Here is a 25,106-nt window from a genome sequence, read left to right as displayed (position 1 = left end):
CTGTTCAGAACAGTCGCAGCTTGTCGTCCTCGATGCCGCGGAGGGCGTCGTAGTCCAGGATCTGGCAGTTGATGCCGCGGTCCGTGGCGAGGACGCGGGCCTGGGGCTTGATCTCCTGGGCGGCGAAGACGCCGCGGACCGGGGAGAGGTGCGGGTCGCGGTTCAACAGTTCCAGGTAGCGGGTGAGTTGCTCGACGCCGTCGATCTCGCCGCGCCGCTTGATCTCGACCGCGACCGTCTGCCCGTCCGCGTCCCGGCACAGGATGTCCACCGGGCCGATCGCGGTCATGTACTCGCGGCGGATCAGGGTGTAGCCGTCGCCCAGCGTCTCGATGCGGTCGGCGAGCAGCTCCTGCAGGTGCGCCTCCACGCCGTCCTTGATCAGACCCGGATCCACGCCCAGTTCGTGCGAGGAGTCGTGGAGGATCTCCTCCATCGTGATGATCAGTTTCTCGCCCGCCTTGTTGACGACGGTCCAGACGCCCTCGTCCTCGCCCGTGCCCTCCTTCAGAGTGCAGGGCGGCGACATCCAGTTGAGGGGCTTGTAGGCCCGGTCGTCCGCGTGGATGGAGACGCTGCCGTCCGCCTTGACCAGGATCAGGCGGGGCGCCGAGGGCAGGTGGGCGGTGAGCCGGCCGGCGTAGTCGACCGAGCATCGGGCAATGACGAGACGCATGGTCGGCAACGCTACTCGACACACGCGGGTGCACGCGATTCGCCCTCCTCCCGGCCACCTCCGCCGTCAGTGCCGCCCCGCTGGGCCACCCCTTTCATCCTGGAAACTCTTGTTCATCCCTGGCCGATTGTGCGCGCAAAGGGACCGTTCCATATACGCAATCTGCTGGTGTGGTCACCGACCGTTGCCTACCGTAGGGAACGGGAGGTCGCGACGCGTGTACTGAGCGTGTTCGAAATCGCGAACTTCCTTATCTGTCCGGCAACCCCTGCTCGCCGGGGGTGCGAGAGGAGAACCCATGTCGCTCGACGTCTCACCGGCCCTACTCGAACAGGCCGAGCGAGGCGAGGTCGACGAAGCAGCATTCGTCGACTGCGTCCGGACCTCCCTGCCCTATGCGTGGGAGATGATCAGCTCCCTGGTGGCCCAGCTGAAGGTCGACGGCGGTCCCTTCGCCGACAACCAGACGCCCCCGCCGGACGAGCAGGCGCGCGGTCAGCTGCTGCGCGCGCTCGCGAGTGACGCCATACGCGGCGCGCTGCAGCGGCACTTCGGGGTGCGGCTGGCCTTCCAGAACTGCCACCGGGTGGCGGTGTTCCCGCTGGACGCCTCGGTCGACGAGACGCTGGCCCGCTTCACCTCGGTACGCAGCCAGTTGCTGAACCAGTCGCCGGAGCTTCGGGACTGCTGACGCGCGGTTCCCGGGCTGCCGACGCAGTGAGCCGCTTGCTTGCCGCTCCACCCGCGGGAGGTGCATTCAGTACTGGGGCGGCAAGCCCCCCTGCGGCAGCGCCGAAGCCCCCCGTGCCGCAAGGGAGTCCGCGGCGGGTCAGCGCAGTTGGGGCAGCACCTCGGTGCCGAGCCGCCGCAGGTTCTCCTCCGTCGCAGCGAGATCGCCCGAGCCCTCGACGAGCAGGGCGAAGCGGGAGATGCCGGTGCGCTCCGAGGTGGCCGCGAGCCGGTCGGCGGCGAGCCTCGGGGTGCCCACCGGGTGCAGCCCGCAGAGCAGTTCGGTGTAGGCGAGCGGGTCGCGCATGGAGCGTGCCCGGCCGTCGACCGTGACGTGGGCGTCCAGGCCCTGCTTGAGCCAGCCGGGCATCGCCTTCAGCAGCGTCTCCGCGGCGTCGGTGCGCCGGTCCGCGATCTGGCAGACGCCGGCCGAGACATGCGCCGCACCCACGATCTCGTCGGCCGGCCGGCCCGCGGCCCGCGCGAACTGCCGCCAGAGGGTGACGATCTCGGCCTTTTCCTCGTCCCCGATGTGCATCCCGAGCAGCATCGGCAGCCCGCGCTCGGCGGCCAGCCGTACGCTCGCCGGCGAGGTGCAGGCGACGACGACCTCGGGTCCGGGTGTCTCCGTCAGTGCCTCCGAGGGGCGGGGCACGACCGGGACCTCACGGAAGGAGAATCGTTCACCCGAGGCGGACACCGACGGTTCGCGCAGCCAGCGCACCAGCAGATCGAGTGATTCCGGGAACCCGTGCTCGTACGCGTCCAGGCCCGCGCCGAAGACCTCCAGGTCCACCCACGGTCCGCCGCGCCCGACGCCCAGCGTGAACCGCCCGCCGCTCGTCAGGTGCAGCAGCGCGGCCTGTTCGCCGAGGGCGACCGGGTGCGCGGTGGGCAGTACGCTGACCGCCGTACCGACCCGGATGCGCCGGGTGCGGCCGAGCAGCAGGGCGGCCAGCGTGACCGCGGACGGACAGGTGCCGTACGGGACGAAGTGGTGCTCTGCCAGCCACACCGCGTCCAGGCCGGCCTCCTCGGTGACTTCCGCCGAGCGGACCGCCCGGTACAGGGCCTCGCCCTGGCCCTGGCCCGGGAACTGGGCCGCCAGCACAAAACTTCCTACGTGCATCGCATTTCCTGCTTCCTTGGCTCCGACCGGAGCTCCCCCACCCGGCATAACCGTCTGACACGTGCCGAGGACACGGCCTGGCGGGGAGATTTGCGGATTGTCTGCAGAATGGGCCGCCCCGGAGGGGGACTTGTACGGGTTGGTGCCCTCTGCGTACCCCTCTGGGGGCCGCGTAGGCTGGATGCAGCCGTGCTTCCTGTATAGCCCCGAGAGGTGTCCCGTGTCCCCGCGTCGCAACCGACCGAAGGCAGCCGGATCGTCCGGCCGGAGCGCCGAGGACGACCGGGCCGGCCGGTACGGCGGCTGGCAGTCCACCGAGAGCTGGCAGGGCGAGGAGTGGAGCGTGCGCCATGTCGCCGGGGCGAGCGCGGAGGGCAAGACCTACCGGTGCCCGGGCTGCGACCAGATGATCTCCTCCGGTGTCCCGCACGTGGTGGCCTGGCCGGAGCACGCGGGCGTCGACGACCGCCGCCACTGGCACAAGGCGTGCTGGAACGCGAAGGACCGCCGCACCACCAGGGTGCAGCGGTCCCGCAACGCGCCTAAGTTCTGAGCCTCTTAGACGTCCCGGCTCTGCAGCAGCGCGTAGGCGCCCGCGTACGCGGCAGCCGTCACGCCCAGGATGATCCACAGCGGGTCCCAGCCCGTCGGTCCCGACTGGCTCAGGGTGTTGTCGTAGAAGACGCCCATCTGGCTCGGGATCGAGTACTCCAGCAGCGCCCGCTGCACCTTCTCCAGCGACTGGGCGTTCATGAAGAGGGCGATCACCAGCGGGGCCAGCACCGCGCCGATCATGATCGTGATGGCGCCCGCCGAGTGCCGGATGATCGAGCCGACCAGCAGCGAGAGCAGCCCGAGCAGCGCGATGTAGAGGCTGATGCCGACCGTGGCCTTCAGCCATTCCCCGCTGGACGGGGTGCGCGCGCCGTTGCCGTCCAGCATGGACGACTGCAGCATCGCCACGAACGAGACGGTGGCCAGCGTCACCACGAAGGCGAGGACGAAGAACACGATCGACTTGGCGGCCAGCACCCGGCCCCGGCTCGGGCACGCGGTCATCGTCGTACGGATCATGCCCGTGCCGTACTCGGACGCCGTGGTGAGCACGCCGAGCGTGATGATGCACATCATGCCGATCAGCAGGCCGAAGAAGCCGAGGGTCAGCGGGCTCTGGCCGCCCATGTCGCCGGAGCCCCGGACCGCGACACCGGCCATCAGGCCGATGCCGACCACGAGCAGGATGAACACGCCGAGCGTCCACATCGTCGAACGCACCGACTTGATCTTCGTCCACTCCGAGGCGAGCGCGTGCCCGAGGTGGGTGCGCACGATCGGGATGGGCGAGCTGTAGCCGGGGTACGGGCCGCCGGGCGCCGCCTGCCAGTCGGGCGCGGCTGCCGGTGCCTGCGGCATCGGGGGCTGGTGGGTGCTCATCGGGCGTCCTCGGGCTGGGTCTGGTCGGCGGCGGGGGCCGTGGGAGCGGGCTGGGACGGTTCTGCGGCCGGGGCCGGGGGAGCGGCCACCGGCGGCTGCGCCTGGGCGGCCGGTGCTGCGTACGGGTTGGGGGCTCCCGCGCCGGGAGCGCCGTACGCGCCCGCCGGGGCGCCGCCGTACGGCCCCGAGGGAGGCGCCGGCATCTCGAACGGCCGGCCGCCCTGCTGGGGCGGCGGCGGGGCGTACCAGCCCGGCTGGCCCTGGCCGGGCACCGGCATGGGCGGCTGGGCGCCGGGCGGCAGCGGCTGCTGCAGGCCCGCCTTCTGGTCGATGGTCGAGCGGTAGTCGACGGCGCCCTGCGTCATCCGCATGTACGCCTCCTCCAGCGAGGCCTGGTGCGGCGACAGTTCCCACAACCGGACGCCCGCCTCGTGCGCGAGGTCGCTGATGCGGGGCAGCGGCAGGCCGGTCACGCGCAGCGCGCCGTCCTGCTCCGGCAGGACGTGGCCGCCCGCCTCGGCGAGCGCGGAGGAGAGCTTCTCGCGCAGCTGGGGCTCGGTGTCGGGGGTGCGCACGCGCGCGAAGTCGGCCGAGTTGGTCGAGATGAAGTCCTTCACGCTCATGTCGGCGAGCAGCTGTCCGCGCCCGATCACGATGAGGTGGTCGGCGGTCAGCGCCATCTCGCTCATCAGGTGCGAGGAGACGAAGACCGTACGGCCCTCGGCAGCGAGGGCCTTCATCAGGTTGCGGACCCAGAGGATGCCCTCGGGGTCGAGGCCGTTGACCGGCTCGTCGAAGAGCAGCACCTGGGGGTCGCCGAGCAGGGCGGCGGCGATGCCGAGCCGCTGGCCCATGCCGAGCGAGAAGCCCTTGGATCGTTTCTTCGCCACCTCCTGCAGGCCGACGACCCCGAGCACCTCGTCCACCCGGCGGGCCGGGATGCCCGACAGCTGGGCGAGGCTGAGGAGGTGGTTGCGCGCGGCCCGGCCGCCGTGCACGGCCTTGGCGTCGAGCAGCGCGCCTACCTGGCGGGGGGCGTTGGGCAGCTTGCGGTACGGGTAGCCGCCGATGGTCACCGTGCCGGACGTCGGGTTGTCCAGCCCGAGGATCATCCGCATGGTCGTCGACTTGCCAGAGCCGTTCGGCCCGAGGAAGCCGGTCACGGCCCCCGGCCGCACCTGGAAGGAAAGGTTGTACACGGCGGTCTTGTCGCCGTAGCGCTTGGTCAGGCCTACAGCCTCGATCATGCTCCGCACCCATCGAAAGGTTCAGGACAGCGGGGCACACGCCCCCGTAAGGGTTAGGAGGATATCCGGGCGCTGACGGTTCCGCTCAAGAGAATGCAAAGCCAGAGCATCACCGAGCGTGTGCACAAGGCTCACTGGGCGTCCCGCCGTCTGAGCAGGAGGTAGCCGCCCGCGACCGCCGCGACCACCCACAGCACCATGATGCCGAGCCCGCCCCAGGGGCCGTAGGGCGTGTCGTCGCCGACCGTCGGCACCACCTGCATGATCCGGCTGCCGGCCTGGTCGGGCAGGAAGCGGCCGACCTTCTTCGTGGCGTCGACGTTGCCGAGGATGTTGGAGATCAGGAAGAAGAACGGCATCAGGATGCCGAGCGAGAGCATCGGCGAGCGCAGCATCGCGGCGACGCCCATGGAGAACACCGCGATGAGGGCCATGTAGAGGCCGCCGCCGATGACCGCGCGCAGCACGCCGGGTTCGCCGAGCCGGGTGCCGAGGGGGCCGAGCATCGCCTGCCCGAGGAAGAAGGCGGCGAAGCCGGTGACCATGCCGACCGCCAGGGCGAGCGCGCCGGCCACCGCGATCTTGCTGAACAGGAAGGTGCCGCGCCGCGGCACGGCCGCCAGCGAGACGCGGATCATGCCGGTGCTGTACTCGTTGGAGACGACGAGCACCCCGAACACGATCATGGCGAGCTGGCCCAGGGTCATGCCGGCGAAGCTGACGACCGTCGGGTCGAAGGAGAGCCGCTCCGTCACGGGCATGTTGTCGAACTGGCTCCTGGACAGCGCGGAGATGAGCATGCCGAGCGCGAGCGTGACCACCACGGCCAGCGACAGCGTCCACACCGTGGACGCGACGGACCGGATCTTGGTCCACTCGGACCGGATCACCTGGACGGCCGCCATGGCTCTCAGGCCCCCTTCCAGCCGGCGCCCCACTCCTGGGGGGCGGGCGCGGGTGCGGCGTGCGCGTGGTACTCCACCGACTCCGCCGTCAGCCGCATGAACGCCTCCTCCAGCGAGGCCTGCTGCGGGCTCAGCTCGTGCAGCACGACCCCGTGCCGGGCGGCCAGCTCCCCGATCCGCTCGGACTTGCCGCCCTCCACCTCCAGCGCACCGGCGCCCGCCTCCACGACGGTGATGCCGGACTCGCGCAGCACGTCCAGCAGCCGCTCGCGCTGCGGGGAGCGGATCCGGACATAACTGCGCGAGTGCTGCCGGATGAAGTCGGCCATGGAGGTGTCGGCGAGCAGCCGGCCCTGCCCGATCACCACCAGGTGATCGGCGGTCAGTGCCATCTCGCTCATCAGATGGCTCGAGACGAACACGGTCCGCCCCTGCGCGGCGAGCGACTTCATCAGGTTCCGGATCCAGTGGATGCCCTCGGGGTCGAGCCCGTTGACCGGCTCGTCGAACATCAGGATCTTCGGATCCCCGAGCAGCGCGCCCGCGATCCCGAGCCGCTGCCCCATCCCGTACGAGAACCCCTTGGCCTTCTTCCGCGCCACCGGCGTGAGCCCGACGGTGTCGAGCACCTCGTCCACCCGCAGCCGGGGGATCCCGTTGCTCTGCGCCAGGCACAGGAGGTGGTTGTAGGCGCTCCGCCCGCCGTGCACGGCCTTCGCGTCCAGCAGCGCCCCGACGTACGTCAGCGGGTCCTTGAGCTGGGCGTAGTGCACGCCGTCGATCCGGACGTCACCGGCGGTGGGCCGGTCGAGGCCGAGGATCATCCGCATGGTCGTGGACTTCCCGGCACCGTTCGGCCCCAGAAACCCCGTCACGATGCCCGGGCGCACGGCGAAGCTGAGATGGTCCACCGCGACCTTCTCGCCGTACCGCTTGGTCAGCCCCTCGAGCTCGATCACGCGGCCACGCTATGACCGGTCCGGGGAGGCTGCCACCGGGGCGGCCCGCGGGTGGCCGGGACGCCGTACCCGCCGCCGCGTTATGCTCCAGCCCCCTGATCACCGGGGGCGGTGCCGGGGAGCGCCGGAAAACAGAACACGGGCGGGGGCGGCAGTGGTTGAGGACAGCAGACCGCGCACGGGGCGGGGCGCGGTGCGGGCGGGGCTTGCGATCGTGGCGGCCGGGGCCGCGGCCGGGCTCGCGGTGGAGTTCCATGTGCTCGGGTGGTCGTCCATTCCCGGCAACTCCTGCGGCGGCAGGTACGACTCCTGCCCGGACGGCACCGCACCCACCATCGTTCTCGCGTTCGCGCTGACCTTCGTCGGCTACATCTCCCTCCTCGTCACCATCGGCAGGTTCACCGACCGGCGTCCCGGCAAGGCGGTGCCCGCCGTCCTCGCCGTGGCGGGCGTGCTGCTCGCGCTGTGGCCCGGCCGGCAGGCGTACCTGTGGATGCGCGGGCCGGTGCTCGACAGCGCCTGGGAGACCGGACGGGACCGGCCGTCGACCGCACGGGCCCAGGGCGTGTGGACCGTCGGCGCGGACGCGTCGACCGTGGTCCGCGTGCGCACCGACGCGCTCGTCGCCTACGACTCCCACGACGGGGACCGCCGCTGGATGCTCCGCGCCCCCGTGCGCGAGTCGGTCTGCGGGATGAGCGACCGGGTCGTCGACGGCATCGGCCTGGTCGCCTTCGCGCGCTACCGGAAGCCCTGCGACACGGTGTGGGGCGTCGACACCCGCACCGGACGCAAGGTCTGGGAGCAGCCCGTCAAGGGCGTCGCCGGGTTCACCTCCGGCAGCGACGGCCTGCTCGCGGCCGACGGGGACGTGGCCCTCGCGCTCACCGACGACGGCGTCCGGGCGTACGGCCTCGCCGACGGCCGCCCGCGCTGGCACGCCGATCTGATCGGGAAGAGCCGCGGCGGCGAGACGTGCGCGCCGAACGTCGCCTCCGCGACCGGCGGTGTCACACGCGTCGTCGTCACCTGCGCGACGGGGGACGGCGGCAGCGGACGACTGGTGACCCTGGACAACGCCACCGGCAAGCGGCGCGCCGGCCTGGACCTGCCCATCGAGAGCCCCGCCGACACGGTCATGGTGCTCTGCGCCGACCCCTTCACCCTCCTGCTGAAGGAGAGCGACAAGCGGGGCGTCGCCGCCGTCCTGGCCTACCCCGACCACGAAGGCGACCCGGTGCGGATCCCCCTCACCGGCGACGACGAGGACCTGACGCCCCTTCCGGGCAACTACGAGACCTTCACGGCGCGGCCCGCGCTGTGGGCGACCGTCAGCGGGGACACGCTCGTCGTCGCCGGCGCCGAGCCGGGTGCCTCGGCCCCCGACCGGGTCTCGGGCTACGCGCTGCGCGACGGCCGGCACCTGTGGCACGTCGACGTGAACGAGGTCGCCGCACTGGCCCCGGCCGGACGCGACCGGGTGGCGGTGCTCGGGGACGGCCGGCTGTGGACGCTCGAGGCGGCCCATGGGCACCGCATCGGTGAGGACGACGGCACGACGGTGCGCACGGACAAGTACGCCACCGGCGGCCAGCTGCTGCGCGCCGGCGACACCTGGGTCGTCGTCAACGGCGACGGCACACAGGAACCGCCCCTCCTGGGACTGCGCTAGCCCGCCCGCGCGGCACCCCGCGCACACCGAAGGGGGCGGTGGGACCAGGTCCCACCGCCCCCTTCGGCGTCGTGCGACTACCCGTGGCTACCGGGACTGCTGCGCCGGAACGCCCCGGGAGATCGGCTCGTCCTCGGCGGGGGAGCCGGCCGCGGCCACCGCGGCACCGGTCAGCGTGGCGAGCATCTCGCGGACGTTCGTCAGCTGGGCGTTGATCGAGTCGCGGCGGTTGGTGAGGGCGGCCAGCTCGCGCTCGGATTCCGAGCGGATGCGGTCGGCCTTGGCGTTGGCGTCGGCCACGATGTCCTCGGCCTGGCGCTGGGCCGTCTCCACCGTCTGGCGGGCGCGGCGCTCGGCGTCGGTGCGCAGCTTCTCCGCCTCCAGACGGAGCTGCTCGGCGCGGTGCTCGATCTCGGCGAGGCGCTTCTCGGCCTTCTGCTGACGCGAGGCCAGGTCGCGCTCGGACTGCTCGCGACGCTTGGCGAGGTTCGTCTCGAAGTCGGCGGCGGCCTGCGCGGCCTTGGCGCGGGTCTCCTCGAAGAGGGCGTCCGCCTCCTCGCGCTTGGACTGCGCGTCCTTCTGCGCGTCGGCGCGCAGCTGGGAGGCCTCACTCTTGGCCTTCTCGACGATCCGGACGCCCTCGTCCTCGGCCTTGGCCTTGCGCTCGGCCGCGAAGGACTCGGCGTCGTTGCGGACCTGCTGGGCCGCCGACTCGGCGAGCTCGCGGTGCTGCTCGGCAGCGCGCCGGGCCTCGTCCCGCAGGTCCTTCGCCTCTTCCTCGGCGAGGCGCAGGATCTTCTCGACCCGTGCGCCGAGCCCCGCGTACGACGGTTCCGCGTCGGTGATCTGTGCCTGGGCGTTCTGCGTCTCGAGATGGAGCTCCTCGATGCGCTTCTCCAGGGAGGTGATGCGAGAGAGAGCGCTGTCACGGTCGGAGACGAGCTTGGAGATACGTTCGTCCACCTGAGCGCGGTCGTACCCACGCCGCACAAGCTCGAAGCCGTAGGGGGAAGTGTCGCTCATGGGGTTCCTGTCGAAAGAGACCGGTGAGGTGATAGGTGGAATCCTAGGGGCCGAAGCGGTGTGTCATCGAGCGGATACGTGTTTGATCTGGAGAATGACACCTCTTTTGGGTGGCTGACCGTCGGACGGCTTGCCAAGGACCAGGGCAAAGCCCCCCAGAAGACACCCGAACCCCCCTCGTCCGCTAGCTGTCCGACGACTTGCCACCCGATCGAGGGGGACCGACGGTGGCGCCCGCCTTGACTCCGCCGTCCTTGCCGGCCGACGGGGTCTCGAAGGACTCGAGCGCCTCCAGGACGTCCTGGACCCGGGAGATCTCGGTGTTGATGTCCTCGCGCCTGCGCACCAGGATCTCCAGTTCGCGCTTGCCCTCCTCGACCGTCCGCCGTGCCTCGCGGATCGCCTCGGCCTTCAGCTCCTCGGCCTCCCTGACCAGCGTGGCCTTCTTCTGCTCGGCCTCCTTGAGCAGACCCTCCGCCTTCTTGACGGCGGCGATACGGACCTTGCCCGCCTCGGAGCTCGCCTCCGACACCAGCTCCTTGGCCTTCGCCTGCGCCTTGGCCAGCTGCTCCTCGGCGGCCTTGATGAGCGCGTCGCAGCGGTCGCCCGCGGACTTCATCGTCTCGGCGGCCTCGCGCCGGGCCCGCTCGTGCAGCTCCTCGATCTCGGTGGTGAGGCGGTCGCGCAGCTCCTCCGCGCGCTCCCTGATGGCCGTCGCGTCCCGGCGGGCCCCGACCAGCAGCTCGTCCGCGTCCGTGCGGGCCTTCTCCACCCGCGTATTGCCCTCGACGGTCGCCTCGGAGACGATCCGCTCGGCCTCGCTGCGGGCCGCGCCCACCATCGTGTCGGCCTGCGACTCGGCGTCGGCGGTGGTCTTCAGCGCCTGCTGCTGGGCCTCGGTGAGCAGCTTGTCCGCCTCGGCCGTGGTCTCCGTGATGAGCGTGTCGACCTGCTCGGCCGCCTCCGAACGCCGCTTGTTGGCGTCCTTGCGGGCCTCGTCGAGGGTCCGCTCGGCCTCCTGGCGCGCGGAGTTGACCAGCCGATCGGCCTCCGCCTCCGCGTCCGCCCGGAGCCGCTCGGCCTCGCCGCGCAGCCGCTCCGCGTGCTGCTGGGCCGAGCCGACCGTCTCGGCGGCGTCGGCGCGCAGCCGCTCGGCGTCGCCGGTGGCGTCCGCGACGAGCTGCTCGGCGTTCGCGGTGGCCTCGGCACGGACGCGCTCGGCCGCGGCGGCCGTCTCGGTGCGCAGCCGCTCCGCCTCGTTGCCGGCCTCGGTGATGAGCGTGTCCACCTGGGTCGCCGCGTCCGAGCGGATGCGGTTGGCGTCCTCGCGGGCGTCCGCCCGGGTGCGGGCCGCGGCCTGGTCGGCCTCGGCGAGCGAGTCCGACGCCTCCGTGCGCACCCGCTGGGCGTACTCGCCCGCCTCGGAGCGCAGCCGGTCGGACTCGGCGATCGCCTCCCCGACCGTACGCTCGGCCAGCGCCCTGGCGGCCTCCGCCTCCTCGTTCGCCTCCCGCCGGATCCGCGAGGCGTCCTCGCTCGCGCGCTCCCGCTCGGCGTAGGCGTCGGCGCGGACCCGGTCCGCCTCCTCCTCGGCCTCGCGGCGGGTACGGTCCGCCGCGTGCTCGGCGGCCGAGCGCAGCCCGGTGATCTCCTCCTGCGCCTGCTCGTGCAGCCCCGTGACCGAGTCCCGCACCTGCTGGGCGTGCTGCTCGGCGGCGGACACCATCTCGGTGGCGCGCCGGTCGGCCTCCTCGACCAGCCGGGTCGCCTCGGTCTGCGCGTCCTCCACGCGCCTGCGCGCCGAGGCCAGCAGCTCCTCGCTCTGCTCGCGGGCCCGCTCGCGCTCCTGGTCGGCCTCGCCGCGTGCGGCACCGAGCAGTTCCTCGGCCTCACGGCGGCGCCGGGCGGCCTCCTCCTGGGCGGCGGCGAGCGTCTCGGACGCCTCGGTGCCCAGCCGCTCGGCGGCGGCCTGAGCCTCCGCGCGGACCCGGTCGGCGGTGTCCTGGGCCTCGACCTTCAGCCGCTCGGCCTCGGCGGCGGCCTCCGAACGCAGACGTACGGCGACGGCCTCGCCCTCGGCACGCGAGACGGACGCGTCCGACGCGGCCTCGTCGCGCAGCCGTTCGGCCTCGGCCTCGGCCTGCTGCTGGAACGTACGGATCCGCTCGGCGGACTCCGCGCGCAGCCGCTCGGTCTCCTCGGCGGCCTCCCGGCGGATCCGGGCCGCCTCCGCGCGGGCGTCGGCGAGCGCCTGCTCGGCCGCCGCCAGCCGCTCCTGGGCCTCCGTCTGCAGCCGGGTCAGTTCCTCGGCGGCCTCGGCGCGACGGGCCTCGACCGCCCGCTCGGTCTCCTCGTGCAGCTCGCGCGCCGCCTTCTCGGCGTCCGCCCTGACCGTCTCGACCTCTTCGGCGGACTCCGCGCGCAGCCGCTCGGCCTCCTTGCGGGTGCGCTCCAGGGTCTCCTCGGCCTGCCGGCGCAGCGCGGTGGCCCGCTCGATGGCCTCGGTGCGGACCTTCTCGCTGTCGCCGGCCGCCTTCTGCCGCAGCTCGTCGGCGTCCGCCTTGGCCTTGGCCAGCAGCTCCTCGGCGGACCTGGCCGCCTCCTCGATCTGCACCACGGCCTCGCGGCGGGCCTCGGCGCGGATGGACTCGCCCTCGGCGACCGCGTCGGCGCGCAGCTGCTCGGCCTCGCCGCGCAGCCGGCGGGCCTCCTCCTGCAGTTCGACCGTCTTGGCGCGGTACTCCTTGGTGTCGTCCTTCGCCGCGCCCTTGAGCTGCTCGACGATGTCGTGCGCCTCGGCGCGCAGCCGGTCCGCCTCGGCCTCGGCCTCCGTACGGATCCGCTCGGCCTCCTCGGTGGCGGCCTTGGTGGTGTTCCTGGCCTCCTCCGACGCCTTGTTGAGGACGTCCTCGGCGGTCTTGGCGGCCTTGGACAGCTGGGTCGCGCTCTCCTCGGCGGTGATCGTGCGGGCCTTCTCGGAGGCCTCCGCGACGATCTTCTCGGCCTCGGCACGGGCGTCCGCGACGAGCTGCTCGGCGTCCGCCCTGGTGGTCTCGGCCTCCTTGGTGGCCTCCTCGACCAGCCGGGCGACCTGCTCCTTGGCCGTGCGCGTCCGGGTCTCGTTGGCGGCCTCGGCACCGGAGAGCGCCTTGGCGGCCGCGGTCTCCGCCTCGGTGACCAGCTTCTCGGCCTCGGACTGCGCCTTGCGCAGCGCCTCCTCGGCCTCGGCCATGCGCTGCTCGGCGGCCCGGCTCAGCTCGCCGGCCTGCCGGCGGGCGGAGTCCGACTCGGTGGCGGTGGAGCTGCGCAGCTGCTCGGCGTGGTCGGTGGCCTCCTGGGCCTGCGTGGAGGCGGCGTTCAGCAGCCGCTCTGCGTCCGTGCGGGCACGGCGCAGGATCTGCTCGGCCTCCGAGCGGGCGCTCTCGGCGTCGCTCTGCAGCCGCTCGCGGGCCTCGCGGGTCAGCCGCTCGGCCTCGGCACGGGCGGCGGTCATCGCCTGCTCGGTCTCGGCGCGCGACTCGTCCAGCAGCCGGCGGGCCTGCTGCTCGGTGCGGGAGCGCAGCTGCTCGGCCCACGCCACGTTCTCGTTGACGTGCGACTCGACGGTCTGCCGGCGCTCGGCCAGCTCCTGGTCCAGCTGCTGCCGGCGGGTGACCGCCTCCTGGTGCAGCTCGGCCTGGAGGCGGGCGGCCTGCTCGGCGTGCTCCTGCAGGATGCGCTGGGTCTGCGCGCGGGCCTGGCTCAGCTCCCGCTCGGCGTCCTGGCGCAGCTGATCGGCCTGAATCTGGGCGTTGCGGAGCAACTGTTCGGCCTGATAGCCGATGTCACCGCCGTCGTAGGCGGGCCGGGTCATCAGGGTGCGGCGCGCCTCGTGCAGCTTGGCGCGCAGCACCTCGACCTGGTAGCCGAGGTCCTCGGCGTGCTGGATCGCCTTTTCCCGCTCGGTCTTCAGCCGCTTCATCTCGGCCTCGAACCGAGAGAGGTGGTCGACGTCAGCCGCCGGCTCTCGCTCCTGGCTCTCGTAGCCCCGCACTGCGCGGTCCCATCCGTCCCCTGGTCAGCTTCTCCAACGAGCTCCGTCCATCCGCCGAACGGGGCCCCCGGGGAATGGTGTCAGATCAACGGCGGAGCACGGGCTGCTGCCCCGACGCTCGTCCCCCGAAACCCGGACCCCGGTGGTCCCTCCGTCAAAGGTGACGTCGTCCGCCCGGAGGGCGGGCCTCGCGGCGTCCGGTGCGTGCGATCGCAAGGCGCTGGAAGGTCCTCGTAGCGGAGCTACCAGGGCCTTCCGGCAACGCGGCGAGCGTGCGTGCCAGGCGTCGCGAGGCAGACGTCACCTTTGACGGAGGGACCGGGTCGTCCCGGTTGTGGCGACGACCGCCCCCAACCCTACCGGCCCTTATGTACGGGGGTCAGTGCTCGGGCGACTCAACCGGGGCCGAAGTGACCAGTTCTGTCAGGACGCCGTGGCAATCCTTGGGGTGCAGAAAGGTGATCCGCGACCCCATGGAGCCACGTCGTGGCTCGTCGTACAGAACGCGTACGCCCTTGCCGCGGATCTCCGCGGAGTCCCCGTCCACATCCGCCGTACCGAACGCGATGTGGTGGACGCCCTCCCCGTTCTTCGCCAGCCACTTGGCGACCGTGGAGTCCTCCCGGGTCGGTTCCAGCAGCTGGAGGTAGGAGGCGCCGCCGTCGGACGTCTCGTTGATCTTGAGCATGGCCTCGCGTACGCCCTGCTCCTCGTTGACTTCGGTGTGGAACACCTCGAAGCCGTACGTGGCCCGGTAGAACTCGACGGTGGCGTCGAGGTCGTGGCAGGCGATCCCGATGTGGTCGATTCGCGTCAGCATGGATTCAGTGCAGCGCCCCGGAGGTGGTTACGCAACGTGCGCGCGATCACACCGTAAGGCCGATGACGGGTTCCGGTACCGGTCAGTACATTCGAAGTAAACCCTCGTTCACTCCTCGGCTGTGCAGGCCGGTAAGGGGATCGCAGCTCATGTCTTCTGGAACGAACACCTCGGTGATCGTCGCGGGCGCTCGCACGCCCATGGGACGGTTGCTCGGCTCGCTGAAGTCCTTCTCCGGAGCCGATCTCGGTGGCTTCGCGATCAAGGCCGCCCTCGACCGTGCGGGGATCGGTGGCGACCAGGTGCAGTACGTGATCATGGGGCAGGTGCTGCAGGCAGGTGCCGGGCAGATCCCGGCCCGCCAGGCCGCCGTCAAGGCGGGCATCCCGATGAGCATCCCGGCGCTCACCATCAACAAGGTGTGTCTGTCCGGCCTGGACGCGATCGCGCTGGCCGACCAGCTGATCCGCGCCGGCGAGTTCGACATCGTCGTGGCGGGCGGCCAGGAGTCGATGACCAACGCCCCGCACCTGCTGCCCAAGTCCCGTGAGGGCTTCAAGTACGGCGCGGTCGAGATGCTCGACGCGATGGCGTACGACGGCCTGACCGACTCCTTCGAGGGCATCGCCATGGGCGAGTCGACGGAGAAGCACAACACGCGCCTCGGCATCGCCCGCCCGGAGCAGGACGAGATCGCCGCCCTGTCCCACCAGCGCGCCGCCGCCGCGCAGAAGAACGGCGTCTTCGAGGCCGAGATCACCCCGGTCGAGATCCCGCAGCGCAAGGGCGAGCCGGTCGTCTTCAGCAAGGACGAGGGCATTCGCGGCGACACGACCGCGGAGTCGCTGGGCAAGCTGCGCCCCGCCTTCACCCGGGACGGCACGATCACGGCCGGCACCTCCTCGCAGATCTCGGACGGCGCCGCGGCCGTGGTCGTGATGAGCAAGGCCAAGGCCGAGGAGCTGGGCCTGGAGTGGCTCGCGGAGATCGGCGCGCACGGCAACGTGGCCGGGCCGGACAACTCGCTGCAGTCGCAGCCGTCCAACGCCATCCAGCACGCCCTGAAGAAGGAGGGCCTGGGGGTCTCCGACCTCGACCTGATCGAGATCAACGAGGCCTTCGCCGCGGTCGCCGTGCAGTCAATGAAGGACCTCGGCGTGTCCACGGAAAAGGTGAACGTCAACGGCGGCGCCATCGCCCTCGGTCACCCGATCGGCATGTCCGGCGCCCGTCTCGTGCTCCACTTGGCGCTGGAGCTCAAGCGCCGCGGCGGCGGTGTCGGCGCGGCCGCGCTGTGCGGTGGCGGCGGTCAGGGCGACGCCCTGATCGTGCGGGTACCGAAGGCCTGAGTTCCTCTGTACGTCTGCGAAGTGAACGGAGCTGTTTGATGCAGGACGTCTCCTCTCTGGTGGCCCAGGCCAGGGAAGGCCGGCCGCGTGCCGTGGCCCGGCTCATCTCCCTGGTGGAGGGGGCGTCCCCGCAGCTCAGGGAGGTCATGGCGGCGCTCGCGCCGCTGACCGGCAACGCCTACGTGGTGGGCCTGACGGGCTCCCCCGGCGTCGGCAAGTCGACCTCCACCTCCGCCCTCGTCACGGCGTACCGCAAGCAGGGGAAGCGGGTCGGCGTCCTGGCCGTCGACCCGTCGTCCCCGTTCTCCGGCGGCGCCCTGCTCGGCGACCGGGTCCGCATGTCGGACCACGCCTCCGACCCGGGTGTCTACATCCGCTCGATGGCCACCCGGGGTCACCTGGGCGGTCTGGCCTGGGCCGCGCCCCAGGCGATCCGCGTGCTGGACGCGGCGGGCTGCGACGTGATCCTGGTGGAGACGGTCGGCGTCGGCCAGTCGGAGGTGGAGATCGCCTCCCAGGCGGACACGAGCATGGTGCTGCTGGCCCCGGGGATGGGCGACGGCATCCAGGCCGCGAAGGCCGGCATCCTCGAGATCGGCGACGTCTACGTCGTCAACAAGGCGGACCGCGACGGCGCCGACGCCACCGCCCGCGAGCTGAACCACATGCTCGGCCTCGGCGAGTCCCGCGGCCCCGGCGACTGGCGTCCGCCCATCGTCAAGACGGTCGCGGCCCGCGCGGAGGGCGTGGACGAGGTCGTGGAGGCCCTGGAGAAGCACCGGGCCTGGATGGAGGAGCGCGGGGTCCTCGCCGAACGCCGCAGGGCCCGCGCGGCCCGCGAGGTGGAGACCATCGCCGTCACGGCCCTGCGGACACGCATCGGCGACCTGCACGGCGACCGCCGCCTCGACGCGCTCGCGGAGCGCATCGTCGCCGGGCGACTGGACCCGTACCGCGCGGCGGACGAGCTGGTGGCGGGGCTGACGGAGAGCTGAACGTCGTCAACACGGCCCACTCGCTGCTAGGTTGACGGCATGTTCCTCTCCTTGGCGTAGAGCGCACCGGATCGCGGGGCCCGACGGTACGGGCCACCGCGTCCCTCGGTGTCCCCTCTCCGCCTCTCCCCGAGGAACTCCAGCGTGTCCACGCACCCTGCGCGGCCCTCGTACGCCGCCGTCCTGCGCGTCCCGCATGCCCGCCGGACCTTCGCCGCTGCCCTGATCGCCCGCCTGTCCTACGGCACCGTGTCACTCTCGGTGATGCTGTCCGTCATCCGGGCCACCGGGTCCTACCCGGTCTCCGGCGCCGTGATGTCCCTGTTCGGCGGCGCCACCGTCTTCCTGATGCCCCTGCGGGCGTCCCTCGTCGACCGGTACGGTCCGCGCCGCGCCCTGCGCCCGCTGGCCGCCCTCCACGGCACCTTCCTGTGTGCCCTGGCAGCGCTCACCTGGCGCCCCGGGGCGCCGGCGCCGCTCATCGCCGCGGCCGCCGCCCTGGCGGGCGCTTGCGCACCTCCGCTGGGGCCCACCATGCGCGCCCTGTGGGCCGAACTGGTCGCCGACCGGAGCCTCCTGCAGCGCGCCTACGGCCTGGACGGCGTCGCCGAGGAACTGCTGTTCGTGTCCGGGCCCGCGCTGATCGGTGTGCTGGCCGGCTTCGCACCGCCGGCGTCCGGCATCCTGCTGAGCGCGCTGCTGAACGTCGCCGGCACCTGCGCCTTCGTCATGTCCCCGGCGATGACCGGGCCGCACCCCGCCCCGCGCCGGAAGGAGTCCGGCGGCGGGCGTGGCCTGCTGCTCCCGGTCGCCGTGGCCACCTCCGTCGGACTGGCCCTCAGCGGCGTCGAACTGCTGGTGACGGCCTTCGCGGCCGAGCGCTCGTACGACACCGCCCTGGTGCCCTGGGTCCTGGGCGCGCTGTCGGCGGGCAGCGCGGTGGGCGGGCTGGTCAACGGGGCGGTGCGGTGGCGTACGGCCGCCCGCGTACGGCTGTGCCGGTGCGCGGTGGCCCTGGGCCTGGTGATCGCCGCGGCGGGCCTCGCGCCGGGCCTGTGGACCCTCACGGCGGCCATGGCCTGCGCGGGTGCGTTCGTCGCTCCGGCCCTGACGACGGCCTACCTGCTGGCCGACGAGACCGCAGCGGAGGGCTCCCGCACGCGGGCCGGGGCATGGGTGAACACCGGGGTGAACGCGGGAAGCGCGGCCGGAGCGCCGGCGGCGGGGCTGCTGATCGGAGCGCTGCCGCTCGGGACCTGTTTCCTGCTGTCCGGGGCGGTGGCCGTGCTGGCTGTGCTGGCGGTGTTGCCGACGAGGTCCTGGCAGCGCCCAGGGCTGGGCTCCCCCGCTGCCCGGGTGCCTCCTGCCCAGCTCAGGGACGCCCCCGCTGCCCCCTCAGATGCTCGGCGATCGGCTTGAGCGCCTTGTCCAGCTCTATCAGCGCCTCCGGCGAGAGCAGATCGATGAAGTGCCGTCTGACCGACGCCACGTGATGCGGCGCGACCTTCTTCATCGTCTCCATGCCGTGCTCCGTCAGCACGGCGTACAGCCCCCGCCGGTCGGACTCGCAGTTCTCGCGCCGCACCAGGTTCGCGTTCTCCATCCGTGTGATCTGGTGCGAGAGCCGGCTCTTGGACTGCAGGGTCGCGGAGGCCAGGTCGCTCATCCGCATCCGCACGTCGTCCGACTCGGAGAGGTTCACGAGGATCTCGTAGTCGTTCATTGTCAGGCCGAACGGCTGCAGATCCTTTTCGAGCTGGTACGTCAACAGCCTGTTGACCTCCAGGTGGGTGCGCCAGGCGCACTGCTCCGCATCGGTCAGCCAGCGCGTGGCCGTCTCGGTCTCCATGAATGAAGTCTACCTAAGAAGTTGAATGGCGAACTACTTCGGGTGGTGTGACTGTGCGCACGCGTTCGACGTCACACTCCGCAGACTACCGCTCACAGCCCGAAGCGACGCTGGAGGTCCCCCAGCTGTCCGGGAAGGCGCGGTACCCCCGACGATTGCGGACCGTGTCCACCCGGTGCCGCTCCGCCACCGCCGGGGACCCCCGGTTCGGGCGGAACCACTCCTGTCGCCTGCTCGGCCATGAGGGTCTCACTGGACTGCAGCAGGACCGTCCCCGCCCCCACGAACTCGAACTGGTGCTCCTCGCCGGAAGCCCCGCCGAGGCCCGTCATCGCACGTAGACCGCCCATGACACCCGTCAGATACCCGTGGTCGTAGTGATGACAGGGTGACGGGCAGTCGGCCCACCCGACGAGCGCCTGGGGGTCCACCCGGATCGGAGGTTCCATGAACACCACCGGACCGTTAGATGCGGCCACAAACTTCCCGGTTCCGATAAGGGTCAGAAAACCTGGCACGATCGATTGTTTGAGCGCGAGACTTGGCTGAAAAGCGAGCAGATTGCCAGCGCGAATGGTCAAGTTCCCGTCGTCCAGGTCATAGGAGTTGACGTCGAAGGCCCGGTCGGCCAGCAGCATCTTGCCCGAGCCCTCCGCCACGACCCAGTCGCTCGCGTGCAGTGGCGAATGGAACGAGGTACGGACAAGTCGGTCGAGTCGGCCGTGCCCGACGCCGTTGAACTCGATCGCCCCGTAGTAGGCGATCATCTTCCCCTTCTGCAGGAACCACTGCCCGCTCCTGAGCTCGACGCAGAACGTGTACTTGTTCACGTTGTCGTCGGCGGGGAGGGTCATCGGGTCGTGCACCACGGGGCCGCCGGGGGTTCCGTACGCGCTCACAGCTTCTCCTCCGAGGCCTGGACGTACACTGTGCCGCTGCCGCTCAGCTCCAGCTGGAAGGCCTCGCCGGAGCCGCGGCCCACCATGTCGCGCCAGCCGAGCGCGGTGGAGAGCTTGTTGCGGACGTCGCCGTGGTGGGCGACGTAGGCCTGCGGGTCGACGTGGACCGGGCGCTGCGGGGTGATCGGGATCTCGAAGACGCCGCCGTGCGCCATCACCGCCACCGAACCCTGGCCCTGGAGGGTGGTCGTGAACAGGCCCTGCCCGGTGACCTGCCCCCTGACCAGGCCCATGACCCCGCCCTGCGAGCCCATGAACATCGTGCCCTGCCGCAGGGTGCCCTCGAAGGCGAGCAGCCGGTCGGCCTCGACGTACAGGGTGTCGCCGGAGAGGTTGATGACGTGCACATGGTGGCCGCCGTGCCCGAAGAAGACGGACCCGCTGCCCTCGACGCTCATCAGCGGGGTCGCCTCGCCGGCCACCCGCCGCCCGAGCATGGACATCAGCCCGCCCTGGCCGCCCTGCAGGTTGGGCGTGAAGGACACGTCCCCCCTGTAGGCGAGCATCGCGCCGCGCTGGCTGAACAGCCGCTGCCCGGGCAGCACGGTCGCCTCCACCATCTTGGAGTTGATCTCCCGGAAGCTCATCTCACAGGTCCCCCGCGATCGTGTTCCGCTCGCTCGGTTGCACGTACACCAGCCCGTCGCCCTCGAAGCGGATCTGGAAGGCCTCGCCGCCGCCCTCGCCGAAGAGCGTGCGGAACGTCACACCGGACTGGAAGGACTGCCGCACATTGCCCTGGTGGGCGATGTAGGCGCCCGGGTCGACGATCAGCGGGTACTGCGGGCTGACCCGGAGCACCACGGCCGGGCCGTCGGACATGATCGCCGCCTGACCGTGTCCCTCGACGGTGGTCGTGAACAGCCCGTTGCCCTGCGAGGCGCCGCGCAGCCCGGTAAACGTCGTACCCGTCCGCAGCCCCGCGTCCGTCGCCAGCAGGTTGCTCGACTCGACGTAGAGCTTGTCCCCCTGGAGTCCGACCAGGTTGATCTCGGACGCCCGGTCGGCGAACCAGCAGGTCCCCTGTCCCCTCACCTCCATCACCGTCATCTGCTCACCGGTGAGCCGCCGGGTCACCATCCCGCGCAGCCCCTCGCCGCCACCGCTCAGCTTCTTGAAGGCCATCTGCCCGTCGTACGCGACCATCGAGCCGTTCTTCGCCTTCACGGCGTCCCCGGTCATGTCGACGGCGAGCACCTTGCTCCCTTGGAGTCGGAACATCGCCACGCTGGGAAAGTAGCGGCCGAGCGGGTGGGCGGAACAGGGCCCGTGGGTGGACCGCGACCCTGAGCGCACCCCCAGGGGCGAGGTTTGTCAGAATGAGGGAGCGCTTGTGCGTGCGTTCACAAACCGGCAGCCCCTCCTCGCAAACTCCCACCGAAGGTGATCCGTGGACATCAAGACCGCCACCGCCCTCCGCCGCCTCCGCCTGGTCTCCGCCCCGGAGGCCGTGTCCTTCCTGGTCCTGCTCGTCTGTTCGGTGCTGAAGCGCACCACGGACTTCAACGCGGTGCCCGTGATGGGTGCGGTCCACGGTGTGCTGTTCGTCCTGTACGTGATCTTCTGGGCGGACGCCTGGAACCGGACCAAGTGGGGCTTCGGCACCGCAGCCCTCTACTTCGTCCTCTCCGTGCTGCCCACCGGCGGCTTCTTCGCGGAGCGCAGGCTGCGCCGCGAGGCCGAGGACGCCGTCATCGCGGCCCGCGCCCGCAAGGAAGGGGTCGTGAACGCATGATCGTCGCCTTCTCCGTGACGCCCCTGGGGGTCGGTGAGGACGTGGGGGAGTACGTCGCCGACGCCGTCCGCGTGGTCCGCGAGTCGGGCCTGCCCAACCGCACCGACGCGATGTTCACCTCCGTGGAGGGTGAGTGGGACGAGGTGATGGACGTCGTGCGGCGAGCCGTCGCCGTCGTCGAGGAGCGGGCGCCCCGTGTGTCGCTCGTCCTCAAGGCCGACATCCGGCCCGGTGTGACGGACGGGCTCACCTCCAAGGTCGAGACAGTCGAGCGGCATCTGGCGCAGTAGCGCCGGCCGGCGCGCGCGAACCCCGGTCCCGGCGGGCCGGGGTTTTCTTCCGCCCTCGTCTTTGAGCGATCGCTCAAAGGGGTGTACTTTGCCTCTCAGGCACAGTTTGAGCACTCGCTCAAAAGCCGCTCTGACGTGGGGGAACAGCATGGGTCTCTATATAGAGACGTATATTCGCGCCGACCTGGACGAACTCTGGGCGCGTACCCAGGACCCCGCCCGGCACCAGCGCTGGGACCTGCGGTTCACCGAGATCGCCCACCTCCCGCGCGCGGAGGGCGAGCCGCAGCGCTTCCGGTACGCCACCCGTCTGCTGCCGTTCCTCACGGTGTCGGGCACCGGCGTCGCCGCGGGCGAGAGGGACCGCCCCGATGGCACCCGCACCTCCGCCCTGCGCTTCGCCTCCCCGCACCCGCTCTCGCTGCTCGCCGAGGGCAGCGGCTACTGGCGGTACGTGCCCGACGCGCACGGCGTCCGCTTCCTCACCGGCTACGACTACCGCCCCCGCTGGGGCGCCTTCGGCGCGTTCGCCGACCGGCTCGTGTTCCGGCCGCTGATGGGCTGGGCGACCGCCTGGTCCTTCGATCGGCTGCGGCTGTGGCTGGAGCGAGGCATCACCCCCGAGCGGGCCCTGGTCAACTGGCTGGCCGAACTGGCGGTCCGCGCGCTGGTGCTCACCGCGTGCCTGACCGGTCTGGGGCTGAAGTCCGTCATCCGCGTCTTCGGCCCGTTCGGGGCCGCCGTGGCCTACCTGTGCCCGCTGCTGCTGGTGGTCGTGATGTCGCTCGCCCTCCTCAAGGCGCCGCTCGCCTGCACCCCGGCCGCCCGCCGCTGCCTGCGCGCCCCGGTCACCCGGACGCGCGCACCCCGCCTCCTGCGCACCCTGGAGAAGCACGGATGACCACGACGGCGCCGCCGCGCTCGATGTTCCGCACCGTGCTCGGGGACGACTTCGACCGGCTCCACCCCCGGCTCAGGCGCCGCTTCTCGGTGGGCCTGGCGAGCGGCGAGGCCTGCACCGGCCGGGGCGTCATGGACCGGATCTGGCACGGCCCGGCGTTCGTGAAGCCGTTCCTGGCCCTCGGCGCCACCCGCAACATCCTCGTCCCGCGGCCCGGCCGGAACATCCCCTTCGTCATCGAGAACGTGCCGTACACGGACACGTTCGGCCGTGAGACGGTGACCTTCGTGCGCACCTTCGACCTGCCCGGCCGAGCCCGCCGCTTCGACGCCCAGATGGTGCTCAGCCCCAAGGGCGACCGCATCCTCGACTACCTCGGCACCCACCAGCACCTGGCCAGCGAACTCCACTTCGCCGCCGAGCCGAACGGCTCGCTGCTCATCCGCTCCGGAGAGCACCGCTTCCGGGAGGGCCCGGTGGACGTCCGCGTACCCGAGCTGATCGGCGCCACGGCCGAGGTCCGCGAGTCCTACGACGACACCGCCGGCCGCTTCCGCATCCGGGTGAGCGTGGTCAACCGCCGCTTCGGACCGCTCTTCGGCTACGAGGGCTCGTTCACGGCGTCGTACACGAGCGTCGGCGCCGGCGGAGTGCGCCCAGGACTGCGCCCGGTGCGGGAGGAGGCGCGCGCATGAGCCCGGAGACGGCGAAGTCCCAGGAGACGAAGACCAGGCTCCTGGAGGGCGCGCTGCGCACGCTCACCGAACAGGGCATCGCGAAGACCTCGGCCCGCACCGTGGCGGCCGCGGCCGGGGTCAACCAGGCGCTGGTCTTCTACCATTTCGGATCCGTGGACGAACTGCTCGCGGCCGCCTGCCGCTACGGCGCCGAGAAGGCCGTGGCGCACTACCGCACCCGGCTCGCCGCCGTCTCCTCCCTCTCCGAGCTGCTCTCCGTCGGCCGCGAGATCCACGAGGGGCAGCGGGCCGACGGCCACGTCGCGCTCCTCGGCCAGCTCCTGGCCGGCGCGCCCACTCATGCCGCCCTGGGACCGGCCGCGGCCGGCGGCCTCGAGCTGTGGATCACCGAGATCGAGCAGGTCCTGCGCCGGGTGCTGGCCTCGACCCCGTTCGGCGAGTTCGCCGACCCGGCCGGCCTGGCCCGCGCCGTCGCCGCCTCCTTCGTCGGCATCGAGCTGTACGAGGGCGTGGACGAGGCGGGGGCGCACGCCGCCCTGGAGGCCCTGGAACAGCTGGGCGCGCTGGCCGCGGCCATGGAGGAGCTGGGTCCGGTCGCGCAGCGCGCGGTCCGCCACCACCTGCGCCGCACGGGCCGCCGCTGACCCGCGGACGGCGCTCCCTCCGTCAGCGGCGCCAGGAACCCCCGGGAAGGAATCGTGACGGATCTCACCCGGATGTCCGCCGGGCGACCGAAAGCCGAGACAGGGCTGACCGGCATATGACCGGCCGGTAGGGTCTGATGACGTGCCGAAGCCTCTCAGCCTTCCCTTCGACCCCATCGCCCGCGCCGACGAGCTCTGGAAGCAGCGCTGGGGAAACGTGCCCTCCATGTCCGCGATCACCTCGATCATGCGGGCGCAGCAGATTCTGCTGGCCGAGGTCGACGCGGTGGTCAAGCCGTACGAACTGACCTTCGCGCGCTACGAGGCCCTGGTGCTGCTCACCTTCTCCAAGGCCGGCGAGCTGCCGATGTCCAAGATCGGCGAGCGGCTGATGGTGCATCCCACGTCCGTGACGAACACGGTGGACCGGCTGGTGAAGTCCGGTCTGGTGGCCAAGCGACCCAACCCCAACGACGGTCGCGGCACCCTGGCCGTCATCACCGACAAGGGCCGCGAGGTGGTCGACGCGGCCACCCGTGACCTGATGGCGATGGACTTCGGTCTCGGGGTGTACGACGCCGAGGAGTGCGCGGAGATCTTCGCGATGCTGCGCCCGCTGCGGATCTCGGCACACGACTTCGACGAGGAGTGACCCGGGGCAAGATCTCCCGGAACGGGCGGTTACGCTCGACGGCATGAAGAAGAGCGTGCTGACCCGCTACCGCGTCATGGCCTATGTCACCGGTGTGCTGCTGGTCCTGCTGACCCTGGGTGTGATCGCCAAGTACGGGCTGCACATCGACGGGGCGGAGAAGTTCACCACCGTCGTCGGCATCGCGCACGGCTGGCTCTACGTCGTGTACCTGGTCTTCGCCTTCGACCTGGGCGCCAAGGCGAAGTGGCCGGTCGGCAAGCAGCTGTGGGTGCTGCTCGCGGGGACGATCCCGACCGCCGCCTTCTTCGTCGAGCGCAAGGTCAGCCGCGAGCTGGAGACCAGGGTCGCCGACCCGGCCCCGGCCGTCGCCGAGGCGTAGCCTCCACCGCCGCACGGGTGTCGTG

26 protein-coding genes are annotated in these 25,106 nt (G+C 71.6%); 13 read left to right on the top strand and 13 right to left on the bottom strand.

Going from position 1 to position 25,106, the window contains the following annotated elements; all coding sequences use genetic code 11:
* Positions 1-4 precede the first annotated feature (4 nt).
* Entirely contained in the window at positions 5-676 is a 672-nt protein-coding gene (gene nucS / locus AC07CM_RS32215) for an endonuclease NucS (RefSeq protein ID WP_478880001.1), read from the bottom strand.
* A 298-nt stretch (positions 677-974) separates the two neighbouring features.
* Here nucS and AC07CM_RS32210 point away from each other — a divergent pair, with 298 nt between their 5' ends.
* A complete protein-coding gene (locus tag AC07CM_RS32210) occupies positions 975-1,367 on the top strand; it encodes an SCO5389 family protein (protein WP_030656147.1) in 393 nt (130 codons plus the stop codon).
* Between the two features lie 138 nt (positions 1,368-1,505).
* Here AC07CM_RS32210 and AC07CM_RS32205 read toward each other — a convergent pair whose 3' ends face one another.
* Entirely contained in the window at positions 1,506-2,534 is a 1,029-nt protein-coding gene (locus AC07CM_RS32205; protein ID WP_478880000.1) for an LLM class flavin-dependent oxidoreductase, read from the bottom strand.
* A 220-nt stretch (positions 2,535-2,754) separates the two neighbouring features.
* Here AC07CM_RS32205 and AC07CM_RS32200 point away from each other — a divergent pair, with 220 nt between their 5' ends.
* The gene (locus tag AC07CM_RS32200) at positions 2,755-3,087 is read left to right on the top strand and encodes an ATP/GTP-binding protein (protein ID WP_478879999.1); all 333 of its coding nucleotides are present in this window, start codon (positions 2,755-2,757) and stop codon (positions 3,085-3,087) included.
* A 5-nt stretch (positions 3,088-3,092) separates the two neighbouring features.
* Here the strand turns inward: AC07CM_RS32200 and AC07CM_RS32195 are convergent, their stop codons facing one another.
* From AC07CM_RS32195 to AC07CM_RS32180, 4 genes are all read right to left on the bottom strand, one after another.
* Positions 3,093-3,968, bottom strand: coding sequence for an ABC transporter permease (locus tag AC07CM_RS32195; RefSeq protein ID WP_478879998.1), 876 nt, complete (start codon positions 3,966-3,968; stop codon positions 3,093-3,095).
* The gene (locus tag AC07CM_RS32190; protein ID WP_478879997.1) at positions 3,965-5,215 is read right to left on the bottom strand and encodes an ABC transporter ATP-binding protein; all 1,251 of its coding nucleotides are present in this window, start codon (positions 5,213-5,215) and stop codon (positions 3,965-3,967) included. The genes AC07CM_RS32195 and AC07CM_RS32190 overlap by 4 nt, the downstream gene beginning before the upstream one ends.
* A 131-nt stretch (positions 5,216-5,346) precedes the next feature.
* Entirely contained in the window at positions 5,347-6,120 is a 774-nt protein-coding gene (locus AC07CM_RS32185) for an ABC transporter permease (protein ID WP_478879996.1), read from the bottom strand.
* Between the two features lie 5 nt (positions 6,121-6,125).
* Complete coding sequence (locus AC07CM_RS32180; RefSeq protein WP_478879995.1) at positions 6,126-7,079, bottom strand: ABC transporter ATP-binding protein; 954 nt, start codon at positions 7,077-7,079, stop codon at positions 6,126-6,128.
* 154 nt (positions 7,080-7,233) lie between these two features.
* On the opposite strand from AC07CM_RS32180, the gene AC07CM_RS32175 reads away from it, so the two are divergent.
* A complete protein-coding gene (locus AC07CM_RS32175; RefSeq protein WP_478879994.1) occupies positions 7,234-8,751 on the top strand; it encodes an outer membrane protein assembly factor BamB family protein in 1,518 nt (505 codons plus the stop codon).
* A gap of 87 nt (positions 8,752-8,838) precedes the next feature.
* Here AC07CM_RS32175 and AC07CM_RS32170 read toward each other — a convergent pair whose 3' ends face one another.
* From AC07CM_RS32170 to mce, 3 genes are all read right to left on the bottom strand, one after another.
* Entirely contained in the window at positions 8,839-9,774 is a 936-nt protein-coding gene (locus AC07CM_RS32170; RefSeq protein WP_478879993.1) for a cellulose-binding protein, read from the bottom strand.
* A 184-nt stretch (positions 9,775-9,958) separates the two neighbouring features.
* On the bottom strand, positions 9,959-13,807 hold the full coding sequence (scy, locus tag AC07CM_RS32165; protein ID WP_478879992.1) for a polarized growth protein Scy: 3,849 nt from the start codon (positions 13,805-13,807) through the stop codon (positions 9,959-9,961).
* A 379-nt stretch (positions 13,808-14,186) separates the two neighbouring features.
* Positions 14,187-14,627: a methylmalonyl-CoA epimerase gene (gene mce, locus AC07CM_RS32160; protein ID WP_478879991.1), complete on the bottom strand. Its 441-nt coding sequence runs from the start codon at positions 14,625-14,627 to the stop codon at positions 14,187-14,189.
* A 149-nt stretch (positions 14,628-14,776) separates the two neighbouring features.
* On the opposite strand from mce, the gene AC07CM_RS32155 reads away from it, so the two are divergent.
* From AC07CM_RS32155 to AC07CM_RS32145, 3 genes are all read left to right on the top strand, one after another.
* The gene (locus AC07CM_RS32155) at positions 14,777-15,976 is read left to right on the top strand and encodes an acetyl-CoA C-acetyltransferase (protein WP_478879990.1); all 1,200 of its coding nucleotides are present in this window, start codon (positions 14,777-14,779) and stop codon (positions 15,974-15,976) included.
* 38 nt (positions 15,977-16,014) lie between these two features.
* The gene (meaB, locus tag AC07CM_RS32150; RefSeq protein WP_478879989.1) at positions 16,015-16,971 is read left to right on the top strand and encodes a methylmalonyl Co-A mutase-associated GTPase MeaB; all 957 of its coding nucleotides are present in this window, start codon (positions 16,015-16,017) and stop codon (positions 16,969-16,971) included.
* 144 nt (positions 16,972-17,115) lie between these two features.
* Positions 17,116-18,390: an MFS transporter gene (locus tag AC07CM_RS32145; protein WP_478879988.1), complete on the top strand. Its 1,275-nt coding sequence runs from the start codon at positions 17,116-17,118 to the stop codon at positions 18,388-18,390.
* On the opposite strand, the gene AC07CM_RS32140 is transcribed toward AC07CM_RS32145, so the two are convergent.
* The 4 genes from AC07CM_RS32140 to AC07CM_RS32125 all read right to left on the bottom strand — a co-directional run bounded on the left by AC07CM_RS32140 (position 18,344) and on the right by AC07CM_RS32125 (position 21,000).
* Positions 18,344-18,820, bottom strand: a complete 477-nt coding sequence (locus AC07CM_RS32140) for a MarR family winged helix-turn-helix transcriptional regulator (protein ID WP_031171854.1) — start codon at positions 18,818-18,820, stop codon at positions 18,344-18,346. The genes AC07CM_RS32145 and AC07CM_RS32140 overlap by 47 nt on opposite strands.
* Before the next feature lie 92 nt (positions 18,821-18,912).
* Positions 18,913-19,719 carry an AIM24 family protein gene (locus tag AC07CM_RS32135; RefSeq protein ID WP_478879987.1) on the bottom strand — a complete coding sequence of 269 codons (807 nt, stop codon included), beginning with the start codon at positions 19,717-19,719 and terminating at the stop codon, positions 18,913-18,915.
* The gene (locus AC07CM_RS32130; RefSeq protein WP_478879986.1) at positions 19,716-20,366 is read right to left on the bottom strand and encodes an AIM24 family protein; all 651 of its coding nucleotides are present in this window, start codon (positions 20,364-20,366) and stop codon (positions 19,716-19,718) included. The genes AC07CM_RS32135 and AC07CM_RS32130 overlap by 4 nt, the downstream gene beginning before the upstream one ends.
* A 1-nt stretch (position 20,367) precedes the next feature.
* Positions 20,368-21,000 carry an AIM24 family protein gene (locus tag AC07CM_RS32125; protein WP_478880056.1) on the bottom strand — a complete coding sequence of 211 codons (633 nt, stop codon included), beginning with the start codon at positions 20,998-21,000 and terminating at the stop codon, positions 20,368-20,370.
* A 169-nt stretch (positions 21,001-21,169) separates the two neighbouring features.
* Here AC07CM_RS32125 and AC07CM_RS32120 point away from each other — a divergent pair, with 169 nt between their 5' ends.
* The 7 genes from AC07CM_RS32120 to AC07CM_RS32090 all read left to right on the top strand — a co-directional run bounded on the left by AC07CM_RS32120 (position 21,170) and on the right by AC07CM_RS32090 (position 25,081).
* The gene (locus AC07CM_RS32120; RefSeq protein ID WP_478879985.1) at positions 21,170-21,514 is read left to right on the top strand and encodes a DUF3817 domain-containing protein; all 345 of its coding nucleotides are present in this window, start codon (positions 21,170-21,172) and stop codon (positions 21,512-21,514) included.
* Positions 21,511-21,804, top strand: coding sequence for an MTH1187 family thiamine-binding protein (locus AC07CM_RS32115; protein ID WP_478879984.1), 294 nt, complete (start codon positions 21,511-21,513; stop codon positions 21,802-21,804). Before AC07CM_RS32120 ends, AC07CM_RS32115 begins: the two co-directional genes overlap by 4 nt.
* A gap of 148 nt (positions 21,805-21,952) precedes the next feature.
* Positions 21,953-22,705: a hypothetical protein gene (locus AC07CM_RS32110; RefSeq protein ID WP_478879983.1), complete on the top strand. Its 753-nt coding sequence runs from the start codon at positions 21,953-21,955 to the stop codon at positions 22,703-22,705.
* Positions 22,702-23,400, top strand: a complete 699-nt coding sequence (locus tag AC07CM_RS32105; protein WP_478879982.1) for a DUF4166 domain-containing protein — start codon at positions 22,702-22,704, stop codon at positions 23,398-23,400. Before AC07CM_RS32110 ends, AC07CM_RS32105 begins: the two co-directional genes overlap by 4 nt.
* A complete protein-coding gene (locus tag AC07CM_RS32100) occupies positions 23,397-24,047 on the top strand; it encodes a TetR/AcrR family transcriptional regulator (RefSeq protein ID WP_478879981.1) in 651 nt (216 codons plus the stop codon). The genes AC07CM_RS32105 and AC07CM_RS32100 overlap by 4 nt, the downstream gene beginning before the upstream one ends.
* 142 nt (positions 24,048-24,189) lie before the next feature.
* Positions 24,190-24,699 (top strand): MarR family winged helix-turn-helix transcriptional regulator, encoded by a 510-nt coding sequence (locus AC07CM_RS32095; RefSeq protein WP_478879980.1) that lies wholly within the window; start codon positions 24,190-24,192, stop codon positions 24,697-24,699.
* A gap of 43 nt (positions 24,700-24,742) precedes the next feature.
* Positions 24,743-25,081, top strand: coding sequence for a DUF3817 domain-containing protein (locus AC07CM_RS32090; protein ID WP_478879979.1), 339 nt, complete (start codon positions 24,743-24,745; stop codon positions 25,079-25,081).
* Positions 25,082-25,106 lie beyond the last annotated feature (25 nt).

This window comes from Streptomyces sp. NPDC044061, assembly GCF_056434305.1.
This window is presented reverse-complemented; position numbering and strand designations above follow the sequence as displayed.

Bases quoted from the DNA above. Each gene is read 5' to 3' on its own strand.
- nucS (WP_478880001.1), bottom strand. From the start codon at position 676: ATGCGTCTCGTCATTGCCCGATGCTCGGTCGACTACGCCGGCCGGCTC.
- AC07CM_RS32210 (WP_030656147.1), top strand. From the start codon at position 975: ATGTCGCTCGACGTCTCACCGGCCCTACTCGAACAGGCCGAGCGAGGC.
- AC07CM_RS32205 (WP_478880000.1), bottom strand. From the start codon at position 2,534: ATGCACGTAGGAAGTTTTGTGCTGGCGGCCCAGTTCCCGGGCCAGGGC.
- AC07CM_RS32195 (WP_478879998.1), bottom strand. From the start codon at position 3,968: ATGAGCACCCACCAGCCCCCGATGCCGCAGGCACCGGCAGCCGCGCCC.
- AC07CM_RS32190 (WP_478879997.1), bottom strand. From the start codon at position 5,215: ATGATCGAGGCTGTAGGCCTGACCAAGCGCTACGGCGACAAGACCGCC.
- AC07CM_RS32185 (WP_478879996.1), bottom strand. From the start codon at position 6,120: ATGGCGGCCGTCCAGGTGATCCGGTCCGAGTGGACCAAGATCCGGTCC.
- AC07CM_RS32170 (WP_478879993.1), bottom strand. From the start codon at position 9,774: ATGAGCGACACTTCCCCCTACGGCTTCGAGCTTGTGCGGCGTGGGTAC.
- mce (WP_478879991.1), bottom strand. From the start codon at position 14,627: ATGCTGACGCGAATCGACCACATCGGGATCGCCTGCCACGACCTCGAC.
- AC07CM_RS32155 (WP_478879990.1), top strand. From the start codon at position 14,777: ATGTCTTCTGGAACGAACACCTCGGTGATCGTCGCGGGCGCTCGCACG.
- meaB (WP_478879989.1), top strand. From the start codon at position 16,015: ATGCAGGACGTCTCCTCTCTGGTGGCCCAGGCCAGGGAAGGCCGGCCG.
- AC07CM_RS32140 (WP_031171854.1), bottom strand. From the start codon at position 18,820: ATGGAGACCGAGACGGCCACGCGCTGGCTGACCGATGCGGAGCAGTGC.
- AC07CM_RS32130 (WP_478879986.1), bottom strand. From the start codon at position 20,366: ATGAGCTTCCGGGAGATCAACTCCAAGATGGTGGAGGCGACCGTGCTG.
- AC07CM_RS32125 (WP_478880056.1), bottom strand. From the start codon at position 21,000: ATGTTCCGACTCCAAGGGAGCAAGGTGCTCGCCGTCGACATGACCGGG.
- AC07CM_RS32115 (WP_478879984.1), top strand. From the start codon at position 21,511: ATGATCGTCGCCTTCTCCGTGACGCCCCTGGGGGTCGGTGAGGACGTG.
- AC07CM_RS32110 (WP_478879983.1), top strand. From the start codon at position 21,953: ATGGGTCTCTATATAGAGACGTATATTCGCGCCGACCTGGACGAACTC.
- AC07CM_RS32105 (WP_478879982.1), top strand. From the start codon at position 22,702: ATGACCACGACGGCGCCGCCGCGCTCGATGTTCCGCACCGTGCTCGGG.
- AC07CM_RS32100 (WP_478879981.1), top strand. From the start codon at position 23,397: ATGAGCCCGGAGACGGCGAAGTCCCAGGAGACGAAGACCAGGCTCCTG.
- AC07CM_RS32090 (WP_478879979.1), top strand. From the start codon at position 24,743: ATGAAGAAGAGCGTGCTGACCCGCTACCGCGTCATGGCCTATGTCACC.